Genomic DNA, 26,827 nt, shown 5'->3' with positions numbered 1-26,827 from the left:
TCATGTGTCCTAGGTCATGCTGGTCTATCATCTTCGTAATGGACTCCTTGCTTTCGCCCGCGTCGGGCTACAGCCGCCGCAGCCAGGACATCGCGCCGTTCCATGTGATGTCGCTGCTGGCCCGCGCCAATGCGCTCGAACAGGCCGGTCACGATGTGATCCACCTGGAAATCGGCGAGCCCGATTTCACCACTGCCGCGCCGATCGTGGCCGCCGGGCAGGCCGCATTGGCCGCCGGCCATACCCGCTACACCGCCGCACGCGGGCTGCCCGCACTGCGCGAGGCGATTGCCGGGTTTTACGCGCAACGCTATGGCCGCAGCGTCGACCCGGAGCGGATTCTGGTCACGCCGGGTGGCTCGGGCGCGCTGCTGTTGGTCAGCAGCCTGCTGGTGGACCCGGGCAAACATTGGCTGCTCGCCGACCCGGGGTATCCATGCAACCGGCACTTCCTGCGCCTGGTCGAAGGTGCCGCACAGCTGGTGCCGGTCGGGCCGGACACCGACTACCAACTGACCCCGGCACTGGTGGACGCGCGCTGGAACGCCGACAGCGTTGGCGCCTTGGTGGCGTCGCCGGCCAACCCCACCGGCAGCGTGCTGTCGCGCGCGCAACTGGCCGCGTTATCGCAGACCCTGCGTGCGCGCGGCGGGCATCTGGTGGTGGACGAGATCTACCACGGCCTGACCTATGGCCTGGACGCGCATAGCGTGCTGGAAGTCGATGACAGCGCGTTCGTCTTGAACAGTTTTTCCAAGTACTTCGGCATGACCGGCTGGCGCCTGGGCTGGCTGATCGCCCCGCCCGACGCAGTGCCCGAGCTGGAAAAACTCGCGCAAAATCTCTACATCAGCGCCTCGACCATCGCACAGCACGCGGCGCTTGCATGTTTCACGCCAGAGAGCATCGCCATCTTCGAAGCGCGTCGCGTCGAGTTCCAGCAACGCCGCGACTATCTGCTGCCCGCGCTACGCCAGCTTGGCTTCGACATCGCCGTCGAACCGCAAGGCGCGTTCTATCTCTACGCCGACATCAGCGCGTTTTCGGATAACGCCCAAGCGTTCTGCGCGCATTTCCTGGAAACCGAGCACGTCGCCTTTACCCCCGGCATCGATTTCGGCTTCCACCGCGCCAATCAACACGTGCGCATCGCCTACACCCAAAGTCTGCCGCGGCTGGAACAGGCAGTGGAGCGTATTGCGCGTGGGTTACAACGCTTGTGACCGCAGATCGAGCAAGTGCGGTGCTCGCACTTGAAGCGAACCCTGCGACGCAACGCATGCAATAGACACCACGTAAAAAGCCTTTCCAAGCACGACGTCTGTTGCGGTTGCTGCAATTGTTGCAGCTGCTGTTTAGGCTAAAGCTAGCGCTGTTGTAGCTGTGCTCATGCATTTCTGCTGTGCACTTGCTGTTGTTGCACGCGCTATTGCTTGTGACTTTCCTCGCCTTAAAGCGAGTCAAGCACAGGTATCGCTCCGGATCGCGTCAGGCGACATGGTTTCGGTTACTTTTGCCGAAACAAAAGTAACCCGCGCTGCAAGGTGCGGAAGCCTTGCACTTGCTTGATTCTTTGGCATACGCCATCGCTCATCGGACAAGCGTCGGCTCAGCGCGCAAGCGTACCCTCATCCGCCCTTCGGGCACCTTCTCCCGAGGGGAGAAGGGCTTGTATCCAAAGCGCGCACTACCAACCGTCACGCTGCGTCAGTCGGCCAACCGCTCCCACAGGAAGCTATACGCCAGTGCCGACATGTGCGCTGCCTGCGCGTTATTGGCCGCGCCGCCGTGGCCGCCTTCGATGTTCTCGTAGTAGGTGACGTCCTTGCCGGCCTCGATCATCTTGGCTGCCATCTTGCGTGCGTGGCCCGGGTGCACGCGGTCGTCGCGCGTGGAGGTCAGGAAGATCACCGGCGGGTAGGTCTTCTTCGGGTCGAACAGGTGATACGGCGAGAAGGTCTGGATGAATTTCCAGTCGTCGGTATCCGGGTTGCCGTATTCGGCCATCCACGAGGCGCCCGCCAACAGATGGCTATAGCGCTTCATGTCCAGCAGCGGCACCTGCACCACCACCGCACCGAACAGCTCCGGGTACTGGGTGAGCATGTTGCCGGTCATCAAGCCGCCGTTACTGCCGCCCTGCACACCCAGGTGCTTGGTGGAGGTGATCTTGCGCGCGACCAGGTCCTTGGCCACTGCGGCCATGTCTTCGTAGGCCTTGTGGCGGTTCTGCTTGAGCGCGGCCTGGTGCCAGCGCGGGCCGTACTCACCACCGCCACGGATGTTGGCCACCACGTAGACGCCGCCCTTGTCCAACCAGGCGCGGCCCAACGCGCCGGAATAGTTCGGCGTCATCGAGATTTCAAACCCGCCGTAGCCATATAGCAGCGTCGGCGCGCTGCCATCGAGCTTGAGGTTCTTGGGGCGCACCAGGAAATACGGCACGCGGGTGCCGTCCTTGCTGGTGACAAAGTGCTGCTCGATGCTGTCCTTGCCGGCATCGAAAAACGCCGGCATGGTCTTGAGCGGCTGCGGCGCGCTGCCCACCTCGACCCAGGCCAGTGTGGTGGGCGTCAGGTAATCGGTGACGGTCAGCCACAGTGCGTCGCTGTCGTCGCTGTCCACGGCGCTGACATCGACCGTGCCGAATGCAGGCGCACCGACAAACGCACTCTTTTTCCAACCGTCCTGCGCTGGGGTGATGACGCTGAGCCGATTCTTGACGTCTTCCAGCACGTTCAACACCAGGTGCGACTTGGTCCATGCCACGCCGGCCAGCGAGGTGGTGTCGGTGGGTTCGAACAGCACATCGAAGCTGCGCTTGCCGGCCATGAAATCGTCAAAACGCGTGGCCAGCAGCGAGCCGGCCGTGTAGGTCTTGCCACCTACCGTCCACGGCTCGCGCAATTCCAGCGTCAGCCACTGCCGCTTGACCGACTTGCTGGCCGAGTTGGGCACATCCACCTTGACCAGCTTGCCGTCGGCGCCCTTGAGATACAGCTCGTCGTTGTAGAAGGCCAGCGTACGGCTGACGAAATCGCGCTCGAACCCGGGGGTGTCATCGTGCATCGCCGCGATGTACATATCGGTCGGCTTGCCTTCGTAGACCACCGCAGCGGCGCTGAGCGGAGTGCCGCGCTTCCACTGCTTGGCAATGCGCGGGTAGCCGGAGCTGGTCATGCTGCCGGCACCGAAATCGGTGAAGACGTAGACGGTGTCCTGGTCGATCCAGCCCAGCCCACCCTTGGATTCAGGACGGAAGAAGCCGTCCTTGACCCACTGCTTGCCGGCCAGATCGAACTCGCGGGTGACGTCGGCATCGGCGCCGCCGCGCGACAGCGCGATCAGGCAGCGCTGGTAGTCCGGGCGCAGGCAGTCGGCGCCGTGCCAGACCCAGTTCTCGCCCTCGGCCTTGTTGAGCGCATCCAGGTCCAGCACCGTCTCCCACTTGGGCGAGGCCTTGCGGTATTCGTCCAGCGTGGTCCGCCGCCACAGGCCGCGCTCGTGCTGCTTGTCCTTCCAGAAGTTGTAATAGAACTCGCCGATCTTCTGCACGCCGGGAATCTTGGCGTCCGAGTCCAGCACCTCGCGGATGCTGGTTTCCATCTGCTTGAAGGCCGGCGTGGTGGCCAGGCGGGCTTCGGTCTTGGCGTTCTGGGCCTTGACCCAGTCCAGCGGCTTGGCGCCGGTGACATCTTCCAGCCAGGCGTGGGGGTCGTTGGACACAGCGGTTTCCTCTGCAGAGACGGCGCCAGCGGTGATCAGGCCGGCAACCAGGCAGATCGAGGCGAACTTGGGCATGTATTTTTCCGGAAAAACCAATGCCGGAAAACCTACCACAGCCCTTTGCCCGGCCTCCCCTGCCGAAGGTCAGGCCGCCCGCGCCGGTGTCGCTGTCCGCGAAGCGACACGCCGACGCTGCGCCTGCGGACCACGCCGACGCGGCAAGGCCGGCCGCGCGCCCGGTCGGGTCAGCGTGGGCAGCGCGAAGCGGTGCAAGCTCCACCAGGCCAGCATCGGCATGCCCACCAGCCACAGCGGCAGCCAGCCGATCCACTCGCTGTGCCCACGCGCCGCCGGCCACACCAGCACCAGGGCAAGGCCAGCCAGGGCGATCTGCCGCACCGGGCGCAGCACCCGCGGATCGGGACGTTCGGAACGAGAGGAAGGACGATGCAACATGGCGGCACTCCGTGGCAGAAGGAATCAGGACAGGCCGGCAGAATTGCCTGTGTCCATCTCACCGATTGCGACCTGGCCGGCGAAAGGTTGAGCCGTGCGGGGTCCGGCGCTGCGGGATGTGCTTTGAGATTGGGGATTGGGGATTGGGGAGCGAGGGCAGAGAGTTAGCCGCGCCGGCGTTCAACCCTCTGCAATACCGACTTGCGCCGCACCGGCCGCGCCAGACCAACGTCCGTCGCGCTCCGGCCAGCAACGATCTCCTGCCGATGACGCTGTCGACGACGCCAGACCGGACCGTTGACGCGAACTTGCCCCCTGCATGCGGTAGTGTGCTGCTCCTACTGCCCCTTTGTGATGTTGCGATGCGCCTGACCGTTACGATCGCCCTCGCTTTTCTGCTCGTCCTTGGCCTGCCTGTGGCACACGCCAAGGACACATCCACCGCCGAGCCGGCGATCGATCTGTCAAAGATCATGGGCACCTGGTACGTGATTGCGCGCATGCCCAATCCGGTCGAGCGCGGGCACGTGACCAGCCGCGACGAGTACACCCTGGACGAAGACGGCAAGGTGACGGTGCGCTATCTGTATCGCGATGGTTTCGGCGAGCCGGAAAAGGAAGTGAGCGCGCGCGCGTCGGTGGATGCGGAAAGCGGCAACCGCGACTGGCGAGTGTGGTTCTACAAGGTGATCCCGGCCAAGCAGCGCATCCTGGAAATCGCACCGGATGGCTCGTGGATGCTGATTTCCTACCCCGGCCGCGACCTGGCCTGGATCTTCTCGCGCAAGCCGGACATGAGCCGCGAGCAGTACCGCACGCTGGTCAACAAGATGCGCGACGACTACTCCATCTACACCGACAAAATCAAACGCGTGCCGCAGCTGCGCGAACAGGTGGACCGCCTTGGGTTTGAGGTGCCGAATAAGCGTTAGATCCCATGAAAACATTGCCGCAATTGCTTCGAGAGATCGAAAGCGTCGCCGACTTCGCAGAGATTGAAGTCGGCGACGCGAACACACGCGGCCTGTTCAACAACTATCCGTTGCACGTTGCGGCCGTTTGGGGCGACTGCGAAGCCATTCAATTGCTTTTGAGTGCAGGCGCTCGCATCAATCAGCGTGGCGAGCATGGGTTCACTCCGCTCATGGAGGCTGTCGCTCAAGATCACCAAGAGGCAGCGGCACTACTAATCTCATTGGGTGCAGAGCCTTTGCGCAACGACCAGGGGCAGCTGCCGAGCGAATACGCACAAGTAGGCGGCAACAATCAATTAGCAGCCTATCTGGTGAAGCATGGGTTCTAACAATTCATTCAAACCGACGCGCCTGCGGCACGCGGCTTAATTCAGGCGTTAGGCCTCGATGGAAAGATTCAGTGCTCACTTATGCTGACGGATCGCCAATCCAAGTCGGAGACTCGGTTCTGCTGGAGCATGGTCAGACTCCAGGCACCGTTGTGCTAGTCGTCCTCACGACCGCCGAGATGGAGAGCATTGGTGTCGAGGAGCCAGGCGTCATGCTGCTTTCCCCACCATTCGGACGCGTCTACCTGCCAGAATGGTCCTTGCAAAATGAGCCTTTGCAGTTTGTTTCTCACGGACCGTCGGCCTAACAATTCATTCAAGCCGACGTCGCTTCGCGGGTCGGCTTAATTCAGGCGTTAGGCGTGATGGACCGCATCCCCACGCACAACCGACCCAACGGTTGGCCAAGCTCAGTCGTAATTGCTCAGCGCCAACGACAGCAGTGCCTTGGTCTGCTCGCGCAGCGAGACGGGTTCGACGATTTCCGCATCCGAGCCGTAGTGCAGCACGTCCATCAGTAGCTCGCGCGAATTGCTGTATGGCAATTTGAGCTCGTAGCGGCCGTCGGGCAAGAAGCGCCCCTGCTGCTTGGAATGCCAGTGTTCGTCGGCCACCCAGCGCGCGGCCTTGGCGCTGAACACAATGGTCGCCCAGCCCTTGGGCGCGCCCGAAAAGATGCCGTAGCTGGCGGCCAGTTGCTCATCCAGCTCGCTGTCGGGCACATCGCGCGGGGCGGTATCGAGCAGGCGCGCATGATTGATGCGGTCCACCGCAAAGCTGCGCACGCCATCGCGGCCATGGTCCCAGGCATCCAGGTACCAGTTGTCGCGGTAATGGGTGATGCGCTGCGGGGACACGGTGCGCTTGGTCGATTCGTCGGTAGAACGCGCGCGGTAATCGAAGCTCAGTTGCTTGCGCTCCAGCACACCGGAGGCCACGGTGCGGAAGCTGGCTTCGTCCAGCTTGCGGCCGCGATGCGGGATCACCCGCACCCGGTCCACCGGCCATTGCGAGACGCCGGCCTGCGCCGCCAGCAGCCCTTCGATGCGCTGCTGCAACGGCGCCAGCATCGATGACAACACCCCGCCGCCGGTGCGCGCGAGCAATTGCTGGGACGCCAGCAGGGCATGCAGTTCTTCCGAACTCAGCCACAGGCCGGGCAGCTCGAAGCGATCGCTTTCGCCGGACAGATAGCGAAAGCCCGATTCGCCGTCGCCTTCCACCGGCGCCATCAGCGCGTCGCGCAAAAACGCCAGGTCGCGATACACGGTGGCGCGGGAGCAGCTCAGCTCATCCTGCAGCCGCGCCACCGTGACCGGGTAGCGCGCTGACTTGAGCAGGCGATGAAGGGAGTTGATGCGTTCATAGCGGTCCATGCCCCGATTATGTCCGGTTCTTCGTGCCGCGGGGTGAGCGTCGCTATGCACTCCCGTGCAGAACAAGTCCCTTCCACGTTGGTCGGGTTGCGCCGGTTGTGAAGACGCCGCGCGCAAGGCCTGCGCGGTGCCCGCGACCGGACGCGACAGCACACCCTCCGGGGCCAGCGCCGGAACCGCCAATGAAGCGCGGCATTCACTTGGTTATGACGTGCCGCACAGTCCGTTATCATGAAATCGCTTTCACCCTCCCGCCCTGCCCTCAAGCGAGCTGCCCATGTCCCGCCGTGCCCCGTTGTCTGCCCTGCTGCCTTTGCTATTGATCACGCCTGCCGTCTGGGCCCAGGCAGTTGCACCGACGCCAGTGGACCCTGCAGCTGCGCTGATGCCCTCCCCTTGGGGCGGCAGTAGCGGCGAGCTGGGCTATGCCGCTGCCCATGGCAACAGCACCACCGATAGCCTCAACGGTCGCGTGCGCCTGCGCTACACCGACGGCGACTGGATCCACAGCCTGGATGCCACCGCGCTGCGTTCGAGCTCGGAGTACACCAATACCAACGACGACGGCAGTACCGAACGCGAGCGCCAGACCACCGCCGAGCGTTACACCGGCAGCGCCGGCAGCGCGTTGCAGTTGGGCGAGCACCGCCAGCTCACCGCCACCGGCCGCTACGAACATGACGACTTCGCCACCTACGATCGGCTGGCCACCTTCGGTATCGGTTACGGCACGCGCCTGATCAACGCCGACCGGTTCTATCTGGACGCGCAGGTCGGCCCGGGTATCCGGCGCGCGCATAACAGCGACGAAGACCGCAACGAGACTGGCTTGATCGGGCGCGGCCTGTTCGACCTCAAGTACACCGTCACCGACAACACCGATCTGATCAACACGCTGCTGGTGGAATCGGGCGAATACAACACCTACGCGCAGAACGATTTCGGGGTGCAGGTGAGCATGAACTCGCACTTCGCGTTGAAGGCCGCCTGGCAGATGCGTCACAACAGCGATGTCAGCGACGGCGACAAGAAGACCGACACGCTGACCACGGTGAACCTGGTTTACACGTTCAAGTAAACGATTGGGCGGTTGTGGGGCGGGTTATCGGTAATGCCCTCGCGGCCTAGGCCGCTCCTACGATGCGGCGGCTGGCGGCAACTACGCAATTGCGCGCTCGTAGGAGCGGACCTGGCCGCGACGGGGCTTCCTCGGTAACGCCCTCGCGGCCTGGGCCGCTCCTACAGTGATGAGGGGGCGGCTGCCGGCGATTACGCAATTGCGTTCTCGTAGGAGCGGACCTGGCCGCGACGGGGCTTTCCCGGTAATGCCCTCGCGGCCTGGGCCGCTCCTACAGTGATTGGCGGCTGCCGGCGACTACGCACCTGCGCTCTCGTAGGAGCGAACCTGGCCGCGACGGGGCTTCCTCGGTAACGCCCTCGCGGCCTGGGCCGCTCCTACAGTGCGGCTGCTGGCGACTATGCAACTGCGCTCTCGTAGGAGCGGACCTGGCCGCGACGGGGCTTTCCAGGTAACGCCCCCGCGGCCTGGGCCGCTCCTACGGTGCGGCGGCTACGATGCGGCTGCGGGTCGGCGTTACAGCTCGGCCAATAGCTGTGCGGCACCCTTGTCGAACAACCCTTGTGCGACGCGGCGACCTAATTCTTCGGTGTCGTCGGGGCTGCCGTGCGCATCGGCATGGATCAGGCGTCCATCGCTGGCGCTGCCGACCATGCCCTGCAGGTACAGCCCCTCGCCTTCCCAGGTGGCGAACGCGGCCACCGGTACGTGGCAGCTGCCGTGCAACGCGCGATTCATCGCGCGCTCGGCTTCCACGCAGACGCGGGTGGCGGGCGCATCCAGCACGGCCAGCAGCGCGTGGATGCGCGCATCGTCGCCGCGGCATTCCACTGCTACCGCGCCCTGTGCCGGTGCCGGCAACCACTCCGGCGCGTCAAGCCGCGCACTGATGCGCGCGTCAAAACCCAGCCGCTGCAGGCCGGCGCAGGCCAGCACGATGGCGTCGTAGCCGCCGTTGTCGAGTTTGGCCAGACGCGTGTTGACGTTGCCGCGCAGGTCGATCAGTTCCAGATCCGGGCGCGCGGCACGCAACTGCGCCTGACGCCGCAACGACGAGGTGCCCACCCGCGCGCCCAGCGGCAGCGCCTGCAGGCTGGCGTAGAGATTGGACACCAGCGCATCGGCCGGGTCGCCGCGGCCCAGGATCGCCGGCAGCACGAACGGATCGTCCAGTTCCATCGGCACGTCCTTGAGCGAATGCACCGCGCAATCGGCCTCGCCGCGCAGCATGGCCAGCTCCAATTCCTTCAGAAACAGGCCCTTGCCGCCGATTGCCGCCAACGAGCGGTCCAGCACTTCGTCGCCGCGGGTGCTCATCGGCACCAGCACCACCTCCAATTCGGGATGGTGCTGGCGCAGCGCGGCGGCGACGTGTTCGCTCTGCCAAAGGGCGAGCGGGCTTTTGCGGGTGGCGATGCGGAGCGTGGTCATCCGGCCATTATCGCGGACCGGACCGGTAACTCATACATGACGCAGTTGATCGCGCAGGCTGGCCACGCAACGCCGGCTCACTTCCAGGGTCTGGGGCACGTTGCGCAGCACGGCGTGCACCTGGCCATCGCCGCTGCGGCGCAGCTCCACCAGTTCGTCGCGGGCGACCAGGCAATTGCGATGGATGCGCACCAGCCGGTCGGCGAATTCGTCTTCCAGCGACTTCAGCGACTCTTCGATCAAGTCCTCGCCACGGGTGTGGTGGACGATGACGTACTTCTCTTCGGCCTGCAGATAGCGGATATCGCCGATGGCGATCAGCCGCAGACTGCCACGCAGGCGCGCGCACAGATGGGTGCGCAATGGCCGCGGTGCGGCGCCGGGTGCGCGCCCGGCCAGGAACGTGGCCACTTTTTCCAAGGCGGAGGCCAGGCGTTCCGGGCGCACCGGTTTCATCAGGTAATCCAGCGCGGCGGCGTCGAAGGCGGACAAGGCATGCTGGTCGTAGGCGGTGCAGAACACCACCGCCGGTGGCGGCTGGCTCTGACGTAGCAGCCGCGCGGTTTCCAGGCCGTCGACGCCGGGCATGGCGATGTCCAGCAACACCAGATCCGGGTGCAGGTGTTCGCACTGCTGCAGCACCTGCTGGCCGTTTTCGGCCTCGCCGATCACCTCGACCTGCGGATGCTCGCCCAGCAGCATGCGCAGGCGCTCGCGCGCCAGTGGCTCGTCATCAGCGATCAGCACCCGCACTTGCGTGGCCGTCATGGACATCCCCCTCGCTGCAGTGACTCCCCGTCACGGCAGCGGCAATGTGATCTCGCAGGCATAGTAGCCCTCAGCCCAGCTGGCCGCCATCCGTGCCCCGGCACCGAACTGAAACGCCAGCCGGTGCGAGATGCTGGCTTGCGCATGCCCGGCCCCGGCAAGCAGCGGCAACTGGGTTCCCGGTTGCGGGGCCGGGTTGACGATACGGATCTGCAACTGGCTGCCGCGCTGACGCAGCGACAGATACAGCGTGCCGCCCTCTGGCATGCGCGAGACCCCGTGCAGCACCGCGTTTTCGACCAGCGGCTGCAGCACCAGGCGCGGCATCGGCAGCTCCCACGGCAACGGCTCCTGCCGGTGCCAGCGCACCTGCAGGCGCTCGCCCAGGCGCAAGGACTCGATGGCCAGATAGCGCTCGGCCAGTTCGCATTCGGCGCGCAGGGTGGACAGGCCTTCGCCGGCGCCGAGCGCTGCGCGAAACAGATCCGACAGATCCAGCACCGCCTGCTCGGCCACCACCGGGTCGCGCCGCAGCAGGCTGGCAATCAGATTCATGCTGTTGAAGAGAAAGTGCGGGCGGATGCGTGCCTGCAAGGCATCGGCCTCGGCACGCGCGTTGGCCTGCACCTGCGCTTCCCAGCGGTCGCTGACGTAGAAATAGCGCAGCGCCAGCGCGGTGATCAGCACCACCGTAGCCGCGCTGCCCAGGGTGAAGCGCCAGAAGCCGACCAACGGGCCAAGCGGCGCCTGCTCCAGCACCGCATACAGCGCGTGCACGATGCCGGCGCCCAGCATCGCCACCAGCGCGGCGATCAGCAGCGCGGCCAGCCCACCCAGCTTGGGCGGCAATCGCGACAGCCCCGGCCGCAGCACGCACAGCAACACGGTGACCGCCAGCGCCAGCCACAGCGCCAGGCCGCTGGCCGAGACGAAGCGCGACAAGGTAAGGCTGCGCGCGGCGCCGGCATCGGGCACCAGGGTCACCACCAGCACCACCAGCTCGGCCAAGCCCAGCATGGCGCCCAATCGCGGTAGCCGGCACAGGTCCGGCATCCAGGTGATCTGCGGGGCGCTGGTGGCCATGGGCTCAGGCGGCGGTGAAGCGCGCCTGCATCCAGTTGCGCAGCGCTTCGATTTCTTCCAGACAGACCTGATGGCCCATCGGGTAGGTCTGCCATTCCAGGGCGAAGCCGAGCGTGCGCAGGGCCTGCATGCTGGCCTGGCCGGCGGCGAACGGCACCACCGGGTCGGCGCTGCCATGCGCCATGAACAACGGTTGGTGGATGGCAGCCGGCTGTAACTGGCTGGCGGCCGCTGCCGGGTCCGGCAGGTAGGTCGACAGCGCGATCAACCCCGCCAGCGGCACGCTGCGCTGCAGGCCCACGGCCAACGTCACTGCGCCGCCTTGCGAGAAGCCGGCCAGCAGGATGCGCTCGGGCGGCGTGCCACGCGCCTGCTCATGGGCGATCAAGGCTTCGACCTGGGCCACCGATTCGGCGATGCCGACCTTGTCGGCACGGCTGGCGAAATCCATGCCGACGATGTCGTACCAGCCACGCATGCGCACGCCGTTGTTGATGGTGATCGGGCGGATCGGCGCATGCGGGAACACGAAGCGCAGCGCCGGCCACTGCGGGCGCACCAATTCCGGCACCATCGGCGCAAAGTCGCTGCCATCGGCGCCCAGGCCATGCAACCACAGCACGGTCCACTGCGGGTTGGGTCCGGTCTCGCGTTCGATCACTTCCAGCATCATCCAGCTCCGCTTGGGGGCCGGGCATTATGCCTTGCGCACCGGCCCTGCCCCGATCACGTGGGCTCGAACGCGCCGGTCACCGGATCGCGTGCGGCGATTTGCCGTCGCGCAGTGGCCATGTGCTGCGCGGGCCGCGCCCTTCGTCAATGCAGACGCTGCCGGCGCAGCGCCGGTAAAAGCGAGACAGCGTGGTTGGCGCGCAGCGACGTAGCACGCTGGATCCAATCGGCCCAGCAGGCCCAGCCGCTCAGATCAGCGAAGGTTCCAGCGCGGCGGCGCGGCGCAGTTCGGACGCACGCACCAGCACCTTGGGCGGATCGAGCTCTTCGGGGATGCAGAAAATACCGGCACGGCGCAGCGCCAGACCGCTGCGACGCAGCGAGGTCAGCGCCACCACCGGGATCGACACCGCCATGCCCACGATCACCGGCCCCATCCAGGCGGCCAGCGACGGCGAGACGGTGTACGCCACCGCGCCCATGAACAGGCCGAACACGGTCAACCCGCCGTAGCTGCGCAACAGCGCCGGCCACGACAGCTTGCCGTCGTCGCGCACCTGCGCATCCCAACCGGAGTCCTTGCCGGCCAGCACTTCGAACACGCCGCGCGACTGCAGGTACATCACCACCGGCGCCATCAGCGCGGCCAGCACGGTTTCCAGCAGGATGCTCAGCAGCGCGCGAATGGCGCCACCGCAGGCCTTCATCTCGCGCGGGTTGAGCAGCAACGCGATATAGCCCAGCAGCTTGGGCGCGAGCAGCACGAACATGGTGCAGATGAAGATCCAGATTGCATTGCCCTGGCTGCTGCCATGCCAGTAGCGCGCAGGCGAGAACGGCAGGTCGCCGGCCAGGTCGATGCCGCCGCCGGCCAGCGGAATGCCGATGCCGATCAGCATCAGCAGGCCCCACATCGGCGCGGTGAAGTAATGGCCGATGCCGATCAGCATATGCATGCGGCTGATCCAGTGCAGGCCCTTGGCGCTCACCACTTTGGCATGCTGCAGGTTGCCCTGGCACCAGCGGCGGTCGCGGATCAACAGGTCGGTGAGCGTGGGCGGGCCTTCTTCGTAGCTGCCCTGCAGGTACGGCACCATGTGCATGGCCCAGCCGCCGCGGCGCATCAGCGCCGCTTCCACAAAGTCGTGGCTGAGCACGTGCCCGCCAAACGGCTTGCGCCCGCGCAACGACGGCAGGCCGGCGTGATCGGCGAACGCCTGGGTGCGGATGATGGCGTTATGGCCCCAGTAATTGCTTTCGGCGCCATGCCACCAGGCCACGCCGAAGGCGATGATCGGCCCATACACGCGGCCGCCGAACTGCTGCATGCGCGCAAACAGCGTCTGCCCGTTGACCACGGCGGGCAGGGTCTGGATCAGGCCCACGTCCGGGTTGTTTTCCATGCCGGCGACCAGCCGCACGATGGTGTCGCCGGTCATGACGCTGTCGGCGTCCAGGATCAGCATCTGCGGGTAGCTGCCGCCGAAGCGGCGCACCCAGTCGGCCACATTGCCGGCCTTGCGCGCGGCATTGTCGGCACGGCGGCGGTAGAAGATGCGGCCATGCCCGTCGACGCGGTCGCACAGCTCGTTGTAGACCAGTTCTTCGGCACGCCCGATGTGATCGCGGGTGGTGTCGCTGAGCACGAAGAAGTCGAAGTGCTCCAGCTGGCCGGTTTCGGCCACCGATTCGTAGATCGCCTGCAGGCCGGCCAGCAGGCGGCGCGGGTCTTCGTTGTAGGTGGGCATCAACAACGCGGTACGCGAGCGCAGCGTGGGCAGCGGTTGTTCGGGGTCGATGCCGAGCTTGCGCCCTGCGCGCGCCACCACGGTGATGAAACCGGCCACGGCGCTGGCAAAGGACATCGCGATCCACGCGAACAGCAGCACGAACAGGCCAAGCAGGCAGCCCTCCAGCACGCTGACGCCGTCGGGCCACAGCACGCTGAGCATCACCCACACCGCGATGGAGGTGGTGACGAAGGTGCCGCCGATCAAATAGAAACGGCGCACGCCGATGCCGACCGGCGAGGTGCGCTGATGGCGCACCTGCAGGCTGCCTTCGCGCAGGCTCTGTTCGGGCATCGCCAACGGCGCTTCCGGTGGCAGCGTGGGCTGGCCGGCGTCGAGGGCGGATAGGGGGGGGATTGCAGTTGGTGCGGGGGGAAGGGTCACGGTGCCGTCCATCAAGGCTGCCCGTCGCACGCGTGCGACAGTGCGGTCTGCAGCGGGAGATCCATCCCCGCCACGCGTAGCGAGCGTACAAAGCGCGTCGCACGGGCAAGGTGCCCGGCGGCGTGCGACCAGGTCGCGGTATTGGCAGCTATGAAACCACTTCGATGCACAAACTCTCCTGGCGGCGACGCAACGTCGCGGCTCATCCTAAAGAATCGACCGTTAAAGGAAACGAAGGCCATCGTGCAGTCTTCGCCCCTCCCGACGAAGACCGCGCGGCAGACTACGCGGTAACGACCGAACGCAACCCCAACAGATTGCAGTCTGGGGCGCGTGCTGTCACTGCCTGCAAATCACGTAATGGCCGCTATTGATGCAAGCGTTGTGCCATCCGTGGCACACAGCAGTGCAACCGGTTGCAGGATGTCGGGCATGCCGGAAACGCGATGAAGCGGACTATCGAAGCGACGTGCTGCGCAGATCATGCCGCGTGGCGCGATCTCGCTTTGAACTGCATGGCATCGGCGCGACGGTTGTTCGGCCGCTCTTGCGGTTTGCGCTGGAGCCATGACGCGCAGTGCGCTGCGACGATGCTGCGTATCCAATCTCGCGCTGCGCTGCGGCCTGCCCCACGCCAGGTATCGCGTGCGACAAATTCACCGCAGCGCGGCCTTCTGCGTGCCGCGTGAAAGACGACTGCGGCAAGGATGGGAGCGGCGATGCTTGGTCGCGCGCCCCTGCCCTGCCGCGTCAACATGGCTTACTTGCGCGCGGCCTCGCTGGCATCGCGGGTGGCGCGGAATTCCGAATCGCTGCTCCAGTTCGGCCACTGGCGTGAATCGGCCAACTGCTGGCCCAGCGTGTACAGCACGCCGAGATCGCGCGCGGCACCGGCGAAGGTCCAATCCGGCTTCCACTCATCGCCTTGCTGGTGATAGCGCTTGGCGGTGTAATCGTCCGATGCCGCCTTGCCTGCGGCAATGCCGCCCACTTCCCAATCCTGCCCGGCCGCATACGACAGCGCCGGCACACCACGCTTGGCGAAGGAGAAATGATCTGAGCGGAAGAAATAGCCCGCCTGCGGCTTGGGGTCGGGCGTGTAGCGCAGCTTGGATTGTGCCGCCACGGTCTTGAGCTGATCGAGCAACTCGAGTTTTGCGGTGCCATAGATGCCGAAATCGCGCGAAGGCACGAACGGGTTCATGCCGTCCATGTTGATCACCGCCACCGTGGTGTCCAGCGGATACAGCGGTTTGGAGGCGTAGAACTCCGAGCCCAGCAAGCCCTTTTCTTCGGCAGTGACGGCCAGAAATACCACCGAGCGCTCCGGCTTGGGTCCGCTGGCAAACCCGCGCGCCAGTTCCAGCAACGCCGCCGTGCCGCTGGCGTTATCCAGCGCACCGTTGAAGATGGTGTCGCCACGCGCGTCTGGCTTGCCCACGCCGATATGGTCCCAATGCGCGCTGTAGATCAGCGTCTCGTCGGGGCGTTTGCTGCCTTCCAGGCGTGCCACCACGTTGTGCGAGGTGATCACGTCGGACTTGACCTGGTAGCTGGCGCTCAGGCCCTGGCCCTTGAGCTCGACCGGCTTGAAGCCGCGGGTCTGCGCCTGCTTCTTCAACGCATCGAAATCCAGCCCGGCGCGCTTGAACATCGCGGTGGCCAGATCGCGCTGGATCCAGCCTTCCACGGTGGGATGCGCGGCGCGCGGGTTGTCGCGCACCACGTCGAACATGGTGTTGGTGTTGGAGCTGGCCACGGTGTCCCAGCCATAGGAGGCCGGCGCGGTTTCGTGCACCACCAGCACGCCGAGCGCGCCCTGCCGTGCGCCCTCTTCGTACTTGTAGGTCCAGCGGCCGTAATAGGTCATGCCGGCGCCGTCGAAGGCACCCTTGCCGGTTTCGAAGTCGGGGTCGTTGATCAGTACCACCGCGATCTTGCCCTTCAGATCCACGCCCTTGAAGTCGTCCCAATCGCGCTCCGGCGCCTTGACGCCATAGCCGACGAACACCAGTGGTGCGTTGGCGATGTCGACCTTGGACGAACCATCCAGCGCGGCGCGGATGGCGATCTCCTTGCCTTGCGTCAGCGCCTGCAGCTTGCCGGCATTGGCCAGCGCAAGCGTCGGTGCACCGACGATATCGGCGCGGCGCAACGGCACCGCCTGGGTCCACAGGCGCTTGCCATCTTTGAGATCGCCGCCAGGCTGCAGGCCCGCGTCGGCAAATTGCTTGCTCAGGTAGGCGATGGTTTTTTCTTCGCCGGCAGTGGCCGGGCCGCGGCCTTCGTAGGCATCGGAGGCCAGCTCCTTGACGTCGCGCGAGATGCGCGCGCCATCGAACGTCGGCGCCTGCGCCATCACTGCGGTCGAGACCGCCATTGCCAAAAGTCCCACGGCGAGTCGCTTCATTGCATACCCCAGATATCAGACAGCCCTGGAGTGTAGCCACCCGCGCGTGCAAGCGGCAGCATGTCGCGGGATTGCCGCCTGCGATGGCCGCGCTGCGCCGGACCAGCTGTCGGCACGCCTGCACGCGGTAGGGCGAGAGCGAGGCGCGCGCTTAAAACAGGTCCACGCTGCCGGTCTGTTGCATGGTCTGCAGCAATTGCCCGCTGGCGATCAGCTCGGCGTACACCACGGCGCGATTGCGGCCGTGCTGCTTGGCCCAGTACAGCGCCTTGTCCGCTTCGTCCAGCTGCTGGCTGATCAGGCGCCCATGCGTCAGTTCCACGATGCCGGTGCTGAGCGTGACCTGCCCGACCTGCGGGAACACATGCTCGGCAACGGCAAGCCGAAACCGCTCGAACAGGCTGATCGCAACATCGCGCTCCACGCCACGCAGCACGATCACGAATTCTTCGCCGCCGAAGCGGAACAGCAGATCGTCCTGACGGAACGCGCGCTGCATCAATTGCGCGACCAGCAACAGCACTTCGTCGCCATACAGATGACCGAACGTGTCGTTGACACGCTTGAAATGATCGATATCCACGATGCCCAGCCAGACGCTTTCGTTTGCCGGCGTCTCTGCCCCGCCTGCGAACAGCCGCAGGATCACATCGTCGAAGGTCTTGCGATTGCGCAGGCCGGTCAAGGCGTCGCGCTGCGCATCGTCGAGCAGGCTGCGGTAATTCTGGAAGAAGCGTGCAAAGCCCTGCAGCATCGCCTGTTCGGCGGCACCGGGCGGGCGTGCACCGCCCACCCGCAGGCAGGTGCGGATACCGCGCGCTTCCATCATCGGATAGACCAATAGCGCCTGGCCATTCTGGTGCAGGTGCACCACATCGCCGGGGCCATGCACGTCGACCAGCTGGGCGCGCATCTGCGCATCCTTGAGCTCAGCCACCGTTAACGACAAGCGGCCGTCGTCGTGCAGGCGGGTTTCGGCCATGGTGCGGCCATCCGGGGCGATGCGCAGCAGCGACAGCTCTTCGGCGGTGCAGAGCTCGCGCATGGTGCGCAACAGGCTCAGATCGAGCAGATCGGCATCGCGGATGGCGGTCATGTCCACCATCCGTTCCAGCAACGGCGTGGCGCTCATTGGCGGCTCGGCCGGTACGCAGACGCAGACGCAGGCCCGCCTTGCCGGACACGGCGGGCTGGCGGACAACTGGAGTGGCAATGCGCAGGCTTCACGACAACGACCGGCAATCAGGATGCCGGTTCATCGGCGCCCCAGCCGCAAACTTGAGGTCGGCGGCCGCCAAGGCTCAGCGCGCGGCCAGCCGCCGCTGGGCAGCAGACACGCCCGCCCGCGACACCGCTAGGCACGGCTGCCCTGGAATGCTCAGGGCAGCGCGGATTCCAGCGCGTCTTCGCCCAGCGCGTGCCGCTGCATCAGCCGGCGGCTGCCGGCATTCAGGCCCTTGACCTGCACGTCCAGGTCGTGATGCCGCAGCCGCTGCACCACCTTTTCCAACGCCGCCACGGCGGTGATGTCCCAGAAATGCGCGCGACTCACGTCGATCACCACGCCGCGGCCAGGCACCTCGCGCGCGTCGAAGGCGTCGATGAACACATCGGCCGAGGCGAAGAACACCTGCCCGCGCACGCTGTAGGTGCGCACGCCATCTGCGCCATCGCTATGCGCGATCTGCAGCAGCCCGGCCACCTTGAAGGTAAAGAACACCCCACTCAGCACCACGCCCACCGCCACGCCGGCAGCCAGATTGTGGGTGGCCAGGGTCACCGCCACGGTGGCCAACATCACCACGCTGGAGGTGCGTGGGTGGGTGACCACGGTGCGCAGCGAACGCCAGTCGAAGGTCTCGGCCGACACCATCACCATGATCGCCACCAATGCCACCACCGGCACCTGCGATACCCACGGCTTGAGCAACACCATCAGGATCAGCAGAAACACGCCGGCAAACAACGTCGATAGCCGGCCACGGCCGCCGTACTTCACGTTGCCAACGGTCTGGCCGATCATGCCGCAGCCGGCAATGCCGCCGAACAGGCTGGCGGCGGTGTTGGCGATGCCCAGCCCGGTGCACTCGCGGTTCTTGTTGCTGGGGGTATCGGTTAGTTCGTCGACCACCCGCGCGGTCATCATCGATTCGAGCAGACCCACCATGGCGATGGCCAACGCCGGCAACGCGATGATGCGCAGGGTTTCCAGCGTCATCGGCACGGCCGGCCATTGCAGGAACGGCAGCGCATTGGGCAGCTTGCCCAGATCGGCCACGGTCTTCAGCGGCAGGTGCAGGGCGCTGCCGGCGATGGTCAGCAGCAGGATGCACAACAGCGGCGAGGGAATCGCCGACAGGCCGGGCACGCGCAAGCGCGGCAGCCCGTAGATGATCGCCAGGCCCACACCGAGCATCACCCAGCTGGTGAGGTTGGCACCAAGCAGATGCGGCAGCTGTGCGGCGAAGATCAGCACCGCCAGCGCATTGACAAACCCGGTGCGGACCGAGCTGCTGACAAAACGCATCAGCACGCCCAAGCGCAGCAGCCCGAACAGGATTTGCACCGCGCCGGCCAGCAGCCCGGCCGCCAACAGATACGGCAGCCCGTGCGCCGCCACCAGCGGTGCGGCCACCAGCGCCACCGATCCGGCCGCGGCAGAAATCATCGCCGGGCGGCCACCGCAAAATGCAATCACGATGCCGATAACGAAGGACGCGAACAGGCCGACTTGCGGGTCGACGCCCGCCACGAAGGCGAACGCAATCACTTCGGGAATCAGGGCAAATGTTGCTACCGCACCGGCCATCAGTTCGCGCGCAGGTGAAGCGCGCCATTGCGCCAGTTCGGCACGCAGGAAAGACATTGGGGGACACTCCGGGGACAAAAAGGACAGCCTGCGGACAGCGCGCAGCGACGATAGTGTGCGGGAAAGCGACCGCGCCCGCAGCCCACCTGTGATCTGTGCGCCAATGCGCTTTTCTGTGGCTGCGATCACGCCGCGCGACGCGGACGCAGACCAAGATGCCCCCCTCACCGCGCTCGGGTGTCGAGTTCGGTTATCTAGGGAGATCACCATGTCCATTTTCAGGACCGCAAGTACGCTCGCACTGGCCACCGCGCTGGCCTTGGCCGCCGCACCGGCGTTCAGCTATTCCATCAGCAACAACCGGGTTGTCGACGACAGCGGCAAGGTGGTGCAGCTCAAGGGCGTCAACGTGTTTGGCTTCGAAACCGGCAACCATGTCATGCATGGCCTGTGGGCGCGCAACTGGAAAGAGATGATCAATCAGATGCAGGGCCTGGGCTTCAATGCCGTGCGCCTGCCGTTCTGCCCGGCCACGCTGCGCAGCGACACCATGCCGACCAGCATCGATTACAGCCGCAACGCCGACCTGCAGGGCCTGACCTCGCTGCAGATCCTCGACAAGGTGATCAACGAATTCAACGCGCGCGGCATGTACGTGCTGCTGGATCACCACACCCCCGATTGCGCCGGCATTTCCGAGCTCTGGTACACCGGCTCCTACACCGAAGCGCAGTGGCTGGCCGATCTGCGCTTTGTGGCCAACCGCTACAAGAACGTGCCGTACGTGCTCGGCCTGGATCTGAAGAACGAGCCGCACGGCGCCGCCACCTGGGGCACCGGCAACGCCGCAACCGACTGGAACAAGGCCGCCGAGCGCGGTTCGGCCGCCGTGCTGGCAGTGGCGCCGAAGTGGATCATCGCGGTGGAAGGCATCACCGATAACCCGGTGTGCTCGACCAACGGCGGCATCTACTGGGGCGGCAACCTGCAGCCGCTGGCCTGCACCCCGTTGAACATTCCGGCCAACCGTCTGCTGCTGGCACCGCATGTGTACGGCCCGGACGTCTATGTGCAGTCATACTTCAACGACAGCAACTTCCCCAACAACATGCCGGCCATCTGGGACCGTCATTTCGGCCAGTTTGCCGGCAAGTACGCGCTGCTGCTGGGCGAGTTCGGCGGCAAGTACGGCGAAGGCGATGCGCGCGACAAGGTGTGGCAGGACGCGCTGGTGAAGTACCTGCGCAGCAAGGGCATCAACGAAGGCTTCTACTGGTCGTGGAACCCCAACAGCGGCGATACCGGCGGCATCCTGCGCGACGACTGGACCACCGTGCGCCAGGACAAGATGACGCTGCTGCGCACCTTGTGGGGCACCGTGGGCAGCACCACGCCGACGCCTACACCAACGCCCACGCCCACGCCGACTCCGACACCCACTCCGACTCCTACGCCCACGCCGACCCCGGGCACTGGCACCTTCAGCACCAAGGTCATCGTGGACAGCAGCTGGAGCGGCGGCGCGTGCAACCGCGTGCAGGTCACCAACACCGGTACCGCCAGCGGCACCTGGTCAGTGACGGTGCCGGTGACCGGCACGGTCAACAACGCCTGGAATGTGGTGTGGTCGCAGAGCGGCAGCACCCTGCGCGCAAGCGGTGTGGATTTCAACCGCACCCTGGCCGCCGGTGCAACGGCCGAGTTTGGCTTCTGCGCAGCAAGCTGATGTGAAAGGCGGCCGCGCGTTGCGTGGCCGCCGTCGTATCGCGCGACCGTCCGCCTGGATGTCCAGGAGATGGCGATACGCCGCGATTGATCGATCAAGCAAGTTGATCGATATCTGGTGCCTGCGATCTGTCTAAAGACAGCAGGCCGTTGGTAGGAGCGCACCTGGGCGCGATGAGGCCTCATGGGTAACGCCGCATCGTGCCCAGGTGCGCTCCTACATTGCATGGGCGCTGCGGTTTTTATAAGCAGACGCTGCCGCAATCAGTATTCAACCCGCATGTGAATCAGCCGTTATCCATGAGATAGCGCCCTGCGCGGCGCGTTCTGGATGCTGTTGCCATGCCCGTTGTTTCCCTGTTGCGTCGCCATGTTGCCAATCTCCCGCTGACCCGCAAGTTCGTCCTGTTGTGCACACTGTTGACGGTGGGCGTGATCCTGCTGGCCGTTGCCGCTGCGCGTCTGCAATATCTGGATCTGGTCGAGGCGCGCAAACTCAGCGTCAGGACCGAGGTCGAGATGGGCCTCACGGTGATGCAGCATTACGCCGACAAGGTCAAAGCCGGCGAGCTCAACGTCGATCAGGCAAAAGAAGCGGCACGCACGACGCTGGCCGACATGCGCACCAACGATGGCGTGGATTACTTTTTTATCGTCGACCCGCAGATGCGCATCCTGATGCATCCCAAGCGCCCGGTCGGCACCGACATGTCCGATTACAAGAGCGATGCCGGGCAGTACGTCTATCGCGACATCAAGACCGCCATCGACAGCGGCGATGGCTTCAGCTATTACGACGCGCCTAAGCCGGGCAAGAAAGAGCAGCTCCCCAAGATCAGCTACGCCAAAACGTTTCCGGCCTGGAACTGGGTGCTGGTGATGGGCGTGTACGCCGAAGACATCCAGGTGCAGGCGTGGGGCTTTACGCGGACGCTGACCTTGATCGGCGGCGCTCTGGTGGCGATGGTGATCGGCCTGTGCTGGTTGATCGCCTCGGCGATGGCCGCACCGTTACGCGCCGCCTCACGCACCGCCGAGGCGATTGCCTCGGGCCGCTTCGACAACGACATCCGGGTGGAATCGCGCGATGAAACCGGGCAGTTGATGCACAGCATGCAGCAGATGCAGAACCAGCTGCAGCGCTTCAACGGCGAGATGCAGACCATGATCCGCCTGCAGCAGGGCGAGAACATCGCGCACCGCATCCCGGAGGATTTCCCCGGCGATTACGGCAGCCTGGCGCATGGCGTGAACACGGTGGTGTTCGAACATCTGGACGCCATCAACGAGGCGATGGATGTCATGAGCGAATACGGCCGCGGCGATCTGCGCCGCGACATGCGCCGCCTGCCCGGCCAGCGCGCGGCATTGCATGAAGCGCTGGATACGGTGAAAAGCAACCTGTCGGCGATCAACAGCGACATCGCGCGTCTGGCCGATGCCGCCGCGCGTGGCGATTTCTCCGCACGCGGCGAGCAGTCGCGCTATCAGTTTGCGTTTGCGGAAATGGTGCAGGCCTTGAACCGTCTGATGCAGCAGGCCGATGCCGGTCTGGACGATGTGGGCCGCATCATGGCCGCCATTGCCGACGGCGATCTGTCGCAGCGGGTGGAATCGCATTACGAAGGTGCCTTCGGCCGTTTGGCAAATGCCGCCAACCGCACCGCAATCCAGCTCACCAGCATCGTGCAGGGCATCCAGCATTCGGCCGAGATGATCAATACCGCGGCCGGCGAAATCGCCAGCGGCAACGCCGACCTGTCCACGCGCACCGAACATCAGGCCGCAAACCTGGAAGAAACCGCAGCATCGATGGAAGAACTGACCTCCACCGTGCGCCAGAATGCAGACAACGCGCGCCAGGCCAATCAACTGGTCAAGGGCACCGGCGATGTCGCCGAAAGCGGCGGCCGCGTGGTGCAGCAAGTGGTCACCACCATGCAGGCGATCACGCAATCGTCGGCACGCATTTCCGACATCATCGGCGTCATCGATGGCATCGCCTTCCAGACCAATATCCTGGCCTTGAATGCTGCGGTGGAAGCGGCGCGCGCCGGCGAACAAGGCCGCGGCTTTGCAGTGGTCGCAACCGAGGTCCGTGCATTGGCACAGCGCTCGGCCGGTGCGGCCAAGGAAATCAAACAGCTGATTTCCGACTCGGTGGAAAAGGTGGAGCAAGGCTCGGCGCTGGTGCAGCAGGCCGGCAGCACCATGACCGAGGTGGTCAGTTCGGTGAAGCGCGTGACCGAGATCATGGCCGAGATCACCGCCGCCAGCACCGAGCAGAGCGCCGGGATCGAACAGGTCAGCACCACGGTGATGCAGCTGGATGAGATGACCCAGCAGAACGCGGCGCTGGTGGAAGAAGCCACTGCGGCGGCGCGCAGCCTGGAAGATCAGGCAGCGGATCTAACGCGCGCAGTGGCCGTGTTCCAACTGGCACCGGCGCAGCCTGTGTCGATGCAGCGCCCTGGCGTCGGGCAAGCGGCGTAGCAAGCGAAATAGCTTGTGGAATAGCGTGTGCGGGTGCGCTTCGCGCAACGCCACCTCATCCGCCCTTCGGGCACCTTCCCCCGAGGGGAGAAGGAACAGCGCAACACGCTTCGCTGTTCAAGCATCTCTCCCACCGGGAGAGGGGTTGGGGTGAGGGTGCCCCATCGGCCGATATACGTCGACAAACAAAGATGCGCATTGCCAATCAGCACAAGTGCATCATCAACCCAGAGGTCGATACATGTCACATCATCAGATGGGCATCGGCACTCAACTGATCAACTCCGGCGCAGTCTGCGTCAATGCAGGGCTACCGCGTCGAGCAGGCTGCGTAGTGCTGCAGCACTACCACTTCGTTTAGCCGAATAATGATGCGACACCACCGCCTAGAGCAGGCCGCGGTGTAATGCAATGCCACTACGTCAAGCAAGCCGCGTGGTAGCCGGGATGGCTTGCGGTTACGCTTCGCTGACGCCCCCTCACCCGCCCTTCGGGCACCTTCTCCCGAGGGGAGAAGGAACAGCGCAACACGCTTCGCTGTTCAAGCCCCTCTCACACCGGGGAGAGGGGTTGGGGTGAGGGTGCCCATCGGCCGATAAAGGAACCGCGGTTGCCGTTTACCTCAACGCGCAGCCTCGCGGCCGTTCAGTGCTGCGTCCTTGCTGCAGCGCGCATTCTTTGCGGCATACATCGCTTTGTCTGCGGCATGCATCAGGCTTGCCGCCTCAACCTGGTCGCCGTGCTGCCAGGCGATGCCGATGCTGGGTTGGATCGGCAGCCGCTGCTCGCCAAACAAGGCACCAGCGGACGCTGCGTGGCGGATGCGCTCGGCAACCCGGGCGCAGTCGGCGTCGGGCGTCTGCAGATTGTCCAGCAACACCACGAATTCGTCGCCGGCCAGACGCGCCACCAGGTAACGGCCTTCCACCGCGCGCTGCAGACAATGGCCGAATTCCACCAGCACCGCATCGCCGGCACGGTGGCCGTAGGTGTCGTTGATGCGTTTGAAGCCATCCAGATCCAGAAACATTACCGCCACCGCGCGCTGCAACCGATGCGCCTGCAGCACGGCGGTCTGCAATGCCTCGGTCCAGGCATGGCGGTTGGGCAGGCCAGTCAGCGCATCGCGGGTGGCACGCTCGTGCATCAGGCGGTGCAATGTCTTGTGCGCGGTGACGTCCTGCGCCATCAGGAAAAACCCTTGTGCACCGCCCAGCAGGCGTCGGGTTTCCGGCACCAGGGTGATCTCCACATCGCGTGCGCTGCCACCCACATGCAACACATGCTCGAAACTGGCGCGTTGCCCGTCGGCCACCTGCGCCAATGCGGTGCGTGCGGTCGCGCTGAGCGACGCGCCGAGCAGATGCGTGATCGGCGAGCCGACCAGGCTGGCCGGCTCCACGCCCAGCCAATCGCGGTGCGCTTCATTGGCGAACAAGCAGCGCTGGCTGGCATCGAACTGGCTGACCAGCGCTGGGGTGGCATCGCTGATCGCGCGCAGCCGCGCTTCGCTTTCTGCCAGACGTTCGGCGGCGACATGGCGCTCGGTGACGTCCTGGATCTGCGAGACAAAATGCACCGGCGCACCGCTGCCGTCGCGCACCAACGACACCGACAACTGCGCCCAGATCACCGCGTCTTGCTGGCTGATGTAACGCTTGGCCAGGCTGTAGCTATCGCGCTTGCCGGCGATGAGTTCCTGCACCAGTTGCAGGTCCATTTCCAGATCGTCCGGGTGGGTGATCTGCTGGAAGGTCGTGCGCAGCAATTGCTCGCGCGGGTAACCGAGGATGCTGCACAAGGACGGATTGACGTCGCGCCAGGCGCCTTCCAGCGAGACGATGGCCATGCCCTGCGGTGCGGTTTCGAAGGCGCCGGTAAAGCGTTCGGCGGCCAGCTGCGCGGCGGCCTGCGCCTGCAGCTCCGCAGTGACGTCGATGGCCATCGCCAGATACCCGGCCAGGCCTTGCTGCGCGTCATGGATGACGTTGAAGCACAGCCGCACTCGGCGCAGCTCGCCGTCCTTGCGCACCAGCGTCCACAGTTCTTCGGTCAGCACATTGCCGGCGGCGGCCGCAGCCAGTTCCACATACGCCGGCGGCGACAACGCCAACGTGGCCATGTGGCGCTCCAGCTCGGCCTGCAGATGGAACCGCGACGGGCAGCTGCCCAGCACTTCGTCGGCCGCGTAGCCCAGCAGTTGTTCGGCACCGGGATTGAACAGCTCGATGCGCCCCTGCGGGTCGAAGGCGATGATCGCCACGTCCTGCGAGGCATCCACCAGCGCCTGCAACCGCGCGCGCTCGGCAGACAAGGCCGCCGACGCACCCCGGAGCTGGGTGATGTCGTGCATCACGCACACCGCGCCCAACGCAGTGCCCTTATCGCCGACCACCGGGTCTGCATTGCATAGCACGCTGCGCGGAGGCTGACCGTTGGCACGGATCACCAGTTCGGCATTGCGCACGTGCTCGCCGCGCCAGGCACGCAGCAGCGGGATGGCCTCGGTGGGCAGCAGAGCGTTGCCGTCTGCGCTGTACAGATCGAAATGCTGCGCCCATTGCGCCGGTGGCAGCACGCGGAGGTCGGTGCCATGCCATTGCCTAGCGGCGTTGTTGAACTCGCGCAGCAGGCCGTCGGTGCCGCAGGCCACCACGCCGTCGGGCATGGCTTCCAGCAACATGCTCAACGTCTGCCGCTGCGCCTGCGCATCGCGCCGATCGCGGCGCGCTTCCAGCTGGCTGACCGCCTGCCGCGCGAGGCGGATCAGCGCCTGTTTTTGATGTTCGTCGAGCACGCGCGATTTGGTGCTGAGCGTGCACAGGGTGCCGTAGGCATAGCCTTCGCGGCCGATCAGTGGCACCCCGACGTAGGAGCGCACACCGGGTGCGGCGGTCACCAACGGGTTGTTGACGAAGCGTGGGTCGGCCTCGGCGTCGGGGACCTCCATCAACTCGGTGCCCATCACCGCGTAGGAGCAGAACGACACGCTACGCGGCGTGCCCTCCAGGTCGGTGCCGCAGCGCGCCTTGAACCATTGCCGGTCGGCATCCAGCAGTGACACCAGTGCCATCGGGGCGCCGCTGACATGTGCCGCCAGCCAGGCGATGTCGTCGAACTCGGCCTCGGCCTCGGTGTCCAACACCCCCAGCCGGCGAACCGCGTCCACGCGCAAGGCGTCGTTGGCGGGAATCGGCACGGGCGGCAACAGAACGGTCATGGCGTGATGGGCGGGCGGCGTTTGGGCAAGGTAGGTCGCACCAGGTAACGGCGAGGCGAGGATCAACTTGAGTGCAGCCAGCCGGGCCCGCTTGCGGCCGATT

The 26,827-nt window shown here is 65.4% G+C and carries 18 protein-coding genes; 6 read left to right on the top strand and 12 right to left on the bottom strand.

Going from position 1 to position 26,827, the window contains the following annotated elements:
• Positions 1–38 precede the first annotated feature (38 nt).
• Complete coding sequence (locus ACZZ0O_RS09455) at positions 39–1,223, top strand: pyridoxal phosphate-dependent aminotransferase (RefSeq protein WP_463590630.1); 1,185 nt, start codon at positions 39–41, stop codon at positions 1,221–1,223.
• Positions 1,224–1,707: 484 nt separating this feature from the next.
• Here ACZZ0O_RS09455 and ACZZ0O_RS09450 read toward each other — a convergent pair whose 3' ends face one another.
• Positions 1,708–3,801 (bottom strand): prolyl oligopeptidase family serine peptidase, encoded by a 2,094-nt coding sequence (locus ACZZ0O_RS09450; RefSeq protein ID WP_115527003.1) that lies wholly within the window; start codon positions 3,799–3,801, stop codon positions 1,708–1,710.
• Positions 3,802–3,870: 69 nt separating this feature from the next.
• Positions 3,871–4,182 carry a hypothetical protein gene (locus tag ACZZ0O_RS09445; protein ID WP_463590629.1) on the bottom strand — a complete coding sequence of 104 codons (312 nt, stop codon included), beginning with the start codon at positions 4,180–4,182 and terminating at the stop codon, positions 3,871–3,873.
• Between the two features lie 362 nt (positions 4,183–4,544).
• Here ACZZ0O_RS09445 and ACZZ0O_RS09440 point away from each other — a divergent pair, with 362 nt between their 5' ends.
• Together ACZZ0O_RS09440 and ACZZ0O_RS09435 are read left to right on the top strand one after the other, a co-directional pair.
• A complete protein-coding gene (locus ACZZ0O_RS09440; protein WP_104617564.1) occupies positions 4,545–5,114 on the top strand; it encodes a lipocalin family protein in 570 nt (189 codons plus the stop codon).
• A gap of 5 nt (positions 5,115–5,119) precedes the next feature.
• On the top strand, positions 5,120–5,485 hold the full coding sequence (locus ACZZ0O_RS09435) for an ankyrin repeat domain-containing protein (protein ID WP_463590628.1): 366 nt from the start codon (positions 5,120–5,122) through the stop codon (positions 5,483–5,485).
• Between the two features lie 410 nt (positions 5,486–5,895).
• On the opposite strand, the gene ACZZ0O_RS09430 is transcribed toward ACZZ0O_RS09435, so the two are convergent.
• Positions 5,896–6,861, bottom strand: a complete 966-nt coding sequence (locus tag ACZZ0O_RS09430; RefSeq protein ID WP_104617524.1) for a helix-turn-helix transcriptional regulator — start codon at positions 6,859–6,861, stop codon at positions 5,896–5,898.
• A gap of 277 nt (positions 6,862–7,138) precedes the next feature.
• Between ACZZ0O_RS09430 and ACZZ0O_RS09425 the strand changes: the two genes are divergently transcribed.
• Positions 7,139–7,939: a DUF481 domain-containing protein gene (locus tag ACZZ0O_RS09425; protein WP_055850532.1), complete on the top strand. Its 801-nt coding sequence runs from the start codon at positions 7,139–7,141 to the stop codon at positions 7,937–7,939.
• A gap of 516 nt (positions 7,940–8,455) precedes the next feature.
• Here the strand turns inward: ACZZ0O_RS09425 and hemC are convergent.
• The 8 genes from hemC to ACZZ0O_RS09385 form a co-directional block, all read right to left on the bottom strand.
• A complete protein-coding gene (hemC, locus tag ACZZ0O_RS09420) occupies positions 8,456–9,370 on the bottom strand; it encodes a hydroxymethylbilane synthase (RefSeq protein ID WP_463590627.1) in 915 nt (304 codons plus the stop codon).
• 30 nt (positions 9,371–9,400) lie between these two features.
• Complete coding sequence (locus tag ACZZ0O_RS09415) at positions 9,401–10,138, bottom strand: LytR/AlgR family response regulator transcription factor (RefSeq protein ID WP_161961577.1); 738 nt, start codon at positions 10,136–10,138, stop codon at positions 9,401–9,403.
• A 30-nt stretch (positions 10,139–10,168) separates the two neighbouring features.
• The gene (locus tag ACZZ0O_RS09410; RefSeq protein ID WP_323514363.1) at positions 10,169–11,221 is read right to left on the bottom strand and encodes a sensor histidine kinase; all 1,053 of its coding nucleotides are present in this window, start codon (positions 11,219–11,221) and stop codon (positions 10,169–10,171) included.
• 4 nt (positions 11,222–11,225) lie between these two features.
• On the bottom strand, positions 11,226–11,894 hold the full coding sequence (locus ACZZ0O_RS09405) for an alpha/beta hydrolase (RefSeq protein ID WP_463590626.1): 669 nt from the start codon (positions 11,892–11,894) through the stop codon (positions 11,226–11,228).
• Between the two features lie 247 nt (positions 11,895–12,141).
• Complete coding sequence (gene mdoH / locus ACZZ0O_RS09400) at positions 12,142–14,079, bottom strand: glucans biosynthesis glucosyltransferase MdoH (protein ID WP_055850522.1); 1,938 nt, start codon at positions 14,077–14,079, stop codon at positions 12,142–12,144.
• Between the two features lie 748 nt (positions 14,080–14,827).
• The gene (locus ACZZ0O_RS09395) at positions 14,828–16,477 is read right to left on the bottom strand and encodes a M28 family metallopeptidase (RefSeq protein WP_055850516.1); all 1,650 of its coding nucleotides are present in this window, start codon (positions 16,475–16,477) and stop codon (positions 14,828–14,830) included.
• Between the two features lie 151 nt (positions 16,478–16,628).
• Complete coding sequence (locus ACZZ0O_RS09390; protein WP_055850513.1) at positions 16,629–17,609, bottom strand: GGDEF domain-containing protein; 981 nt, start codon at positions 17,607–17,609, stop codon at positions 16,629–16,631.
• Positions 17,610–17,855: 246 nt separating this feature from the next.
• On the bottom strand, positions 17,856–19,343 hold the full coding sequence (locus tag ACZZ0O_RS09385) for a SulP family inorganic anion transporter (RefSeq protein WP_463590625.1): 1,488 nt from the start codon (positions 19,341–19,343) through the stop codon (positions 17,856–17,858).
• A gap of 211 nt (positions 19,344–19,554) precedes the next feature.
• Here ACZZ0O_RS09385 and ACZZ0O_RS09380 point away from each other — a divergent pair, with 211 nt between their 5' ends.
• A complete protein-coding gene (locus ACZZ0O_RS09380) occupies positions 19,555–21,012 on the top strand; it encodes a cellulase family glycosylhydrolase (RefSeq protein WP_115561200.1) in 1,458 nt (485 codons plus the stop codon).
• 359 nt (positions 21,013–21,371) lie between these two features.
• The gene (locus tag ACZZ0O_RS09375) at positions 21,372–23,504 is read left to right on the top strand and encodes a methyl-accepting chemotaxis protein (protein WP_463592432.1); all 2,133 of its coding nucleotides are present in this window, start codon (positions 21,372–21,374) and stop codon (positions 23,502–23,504) included.
• 622 nt (positions 23,505–24,126) lie between these two features.
• Here ACZZ0O_RS09375 and ACZZ0O_RS09370 read toward each other — a convergent pair.
• The gene (locus ACZZ0O_RS09370) at positions 24,127–26,826 is read right to left on the bottom strand and encodes a PAS domain S-box protein (RefSeq protein WP_463592431.1); all 2,700 of its coding nucleotides are present in this window, start codon (positions 26,824–26,826) and stop codon (positions 24,127–24,129) included.
• Between the last annotated feature and the right edge of the window lies 1 nt (position 26,827).

It is taken from the genome of Xanthomonas sp. AC360 (genome assembly GCF_979258225.1).
This window is presented reverse-complemented; position numbering and strand designations above follow the sequence as displayed.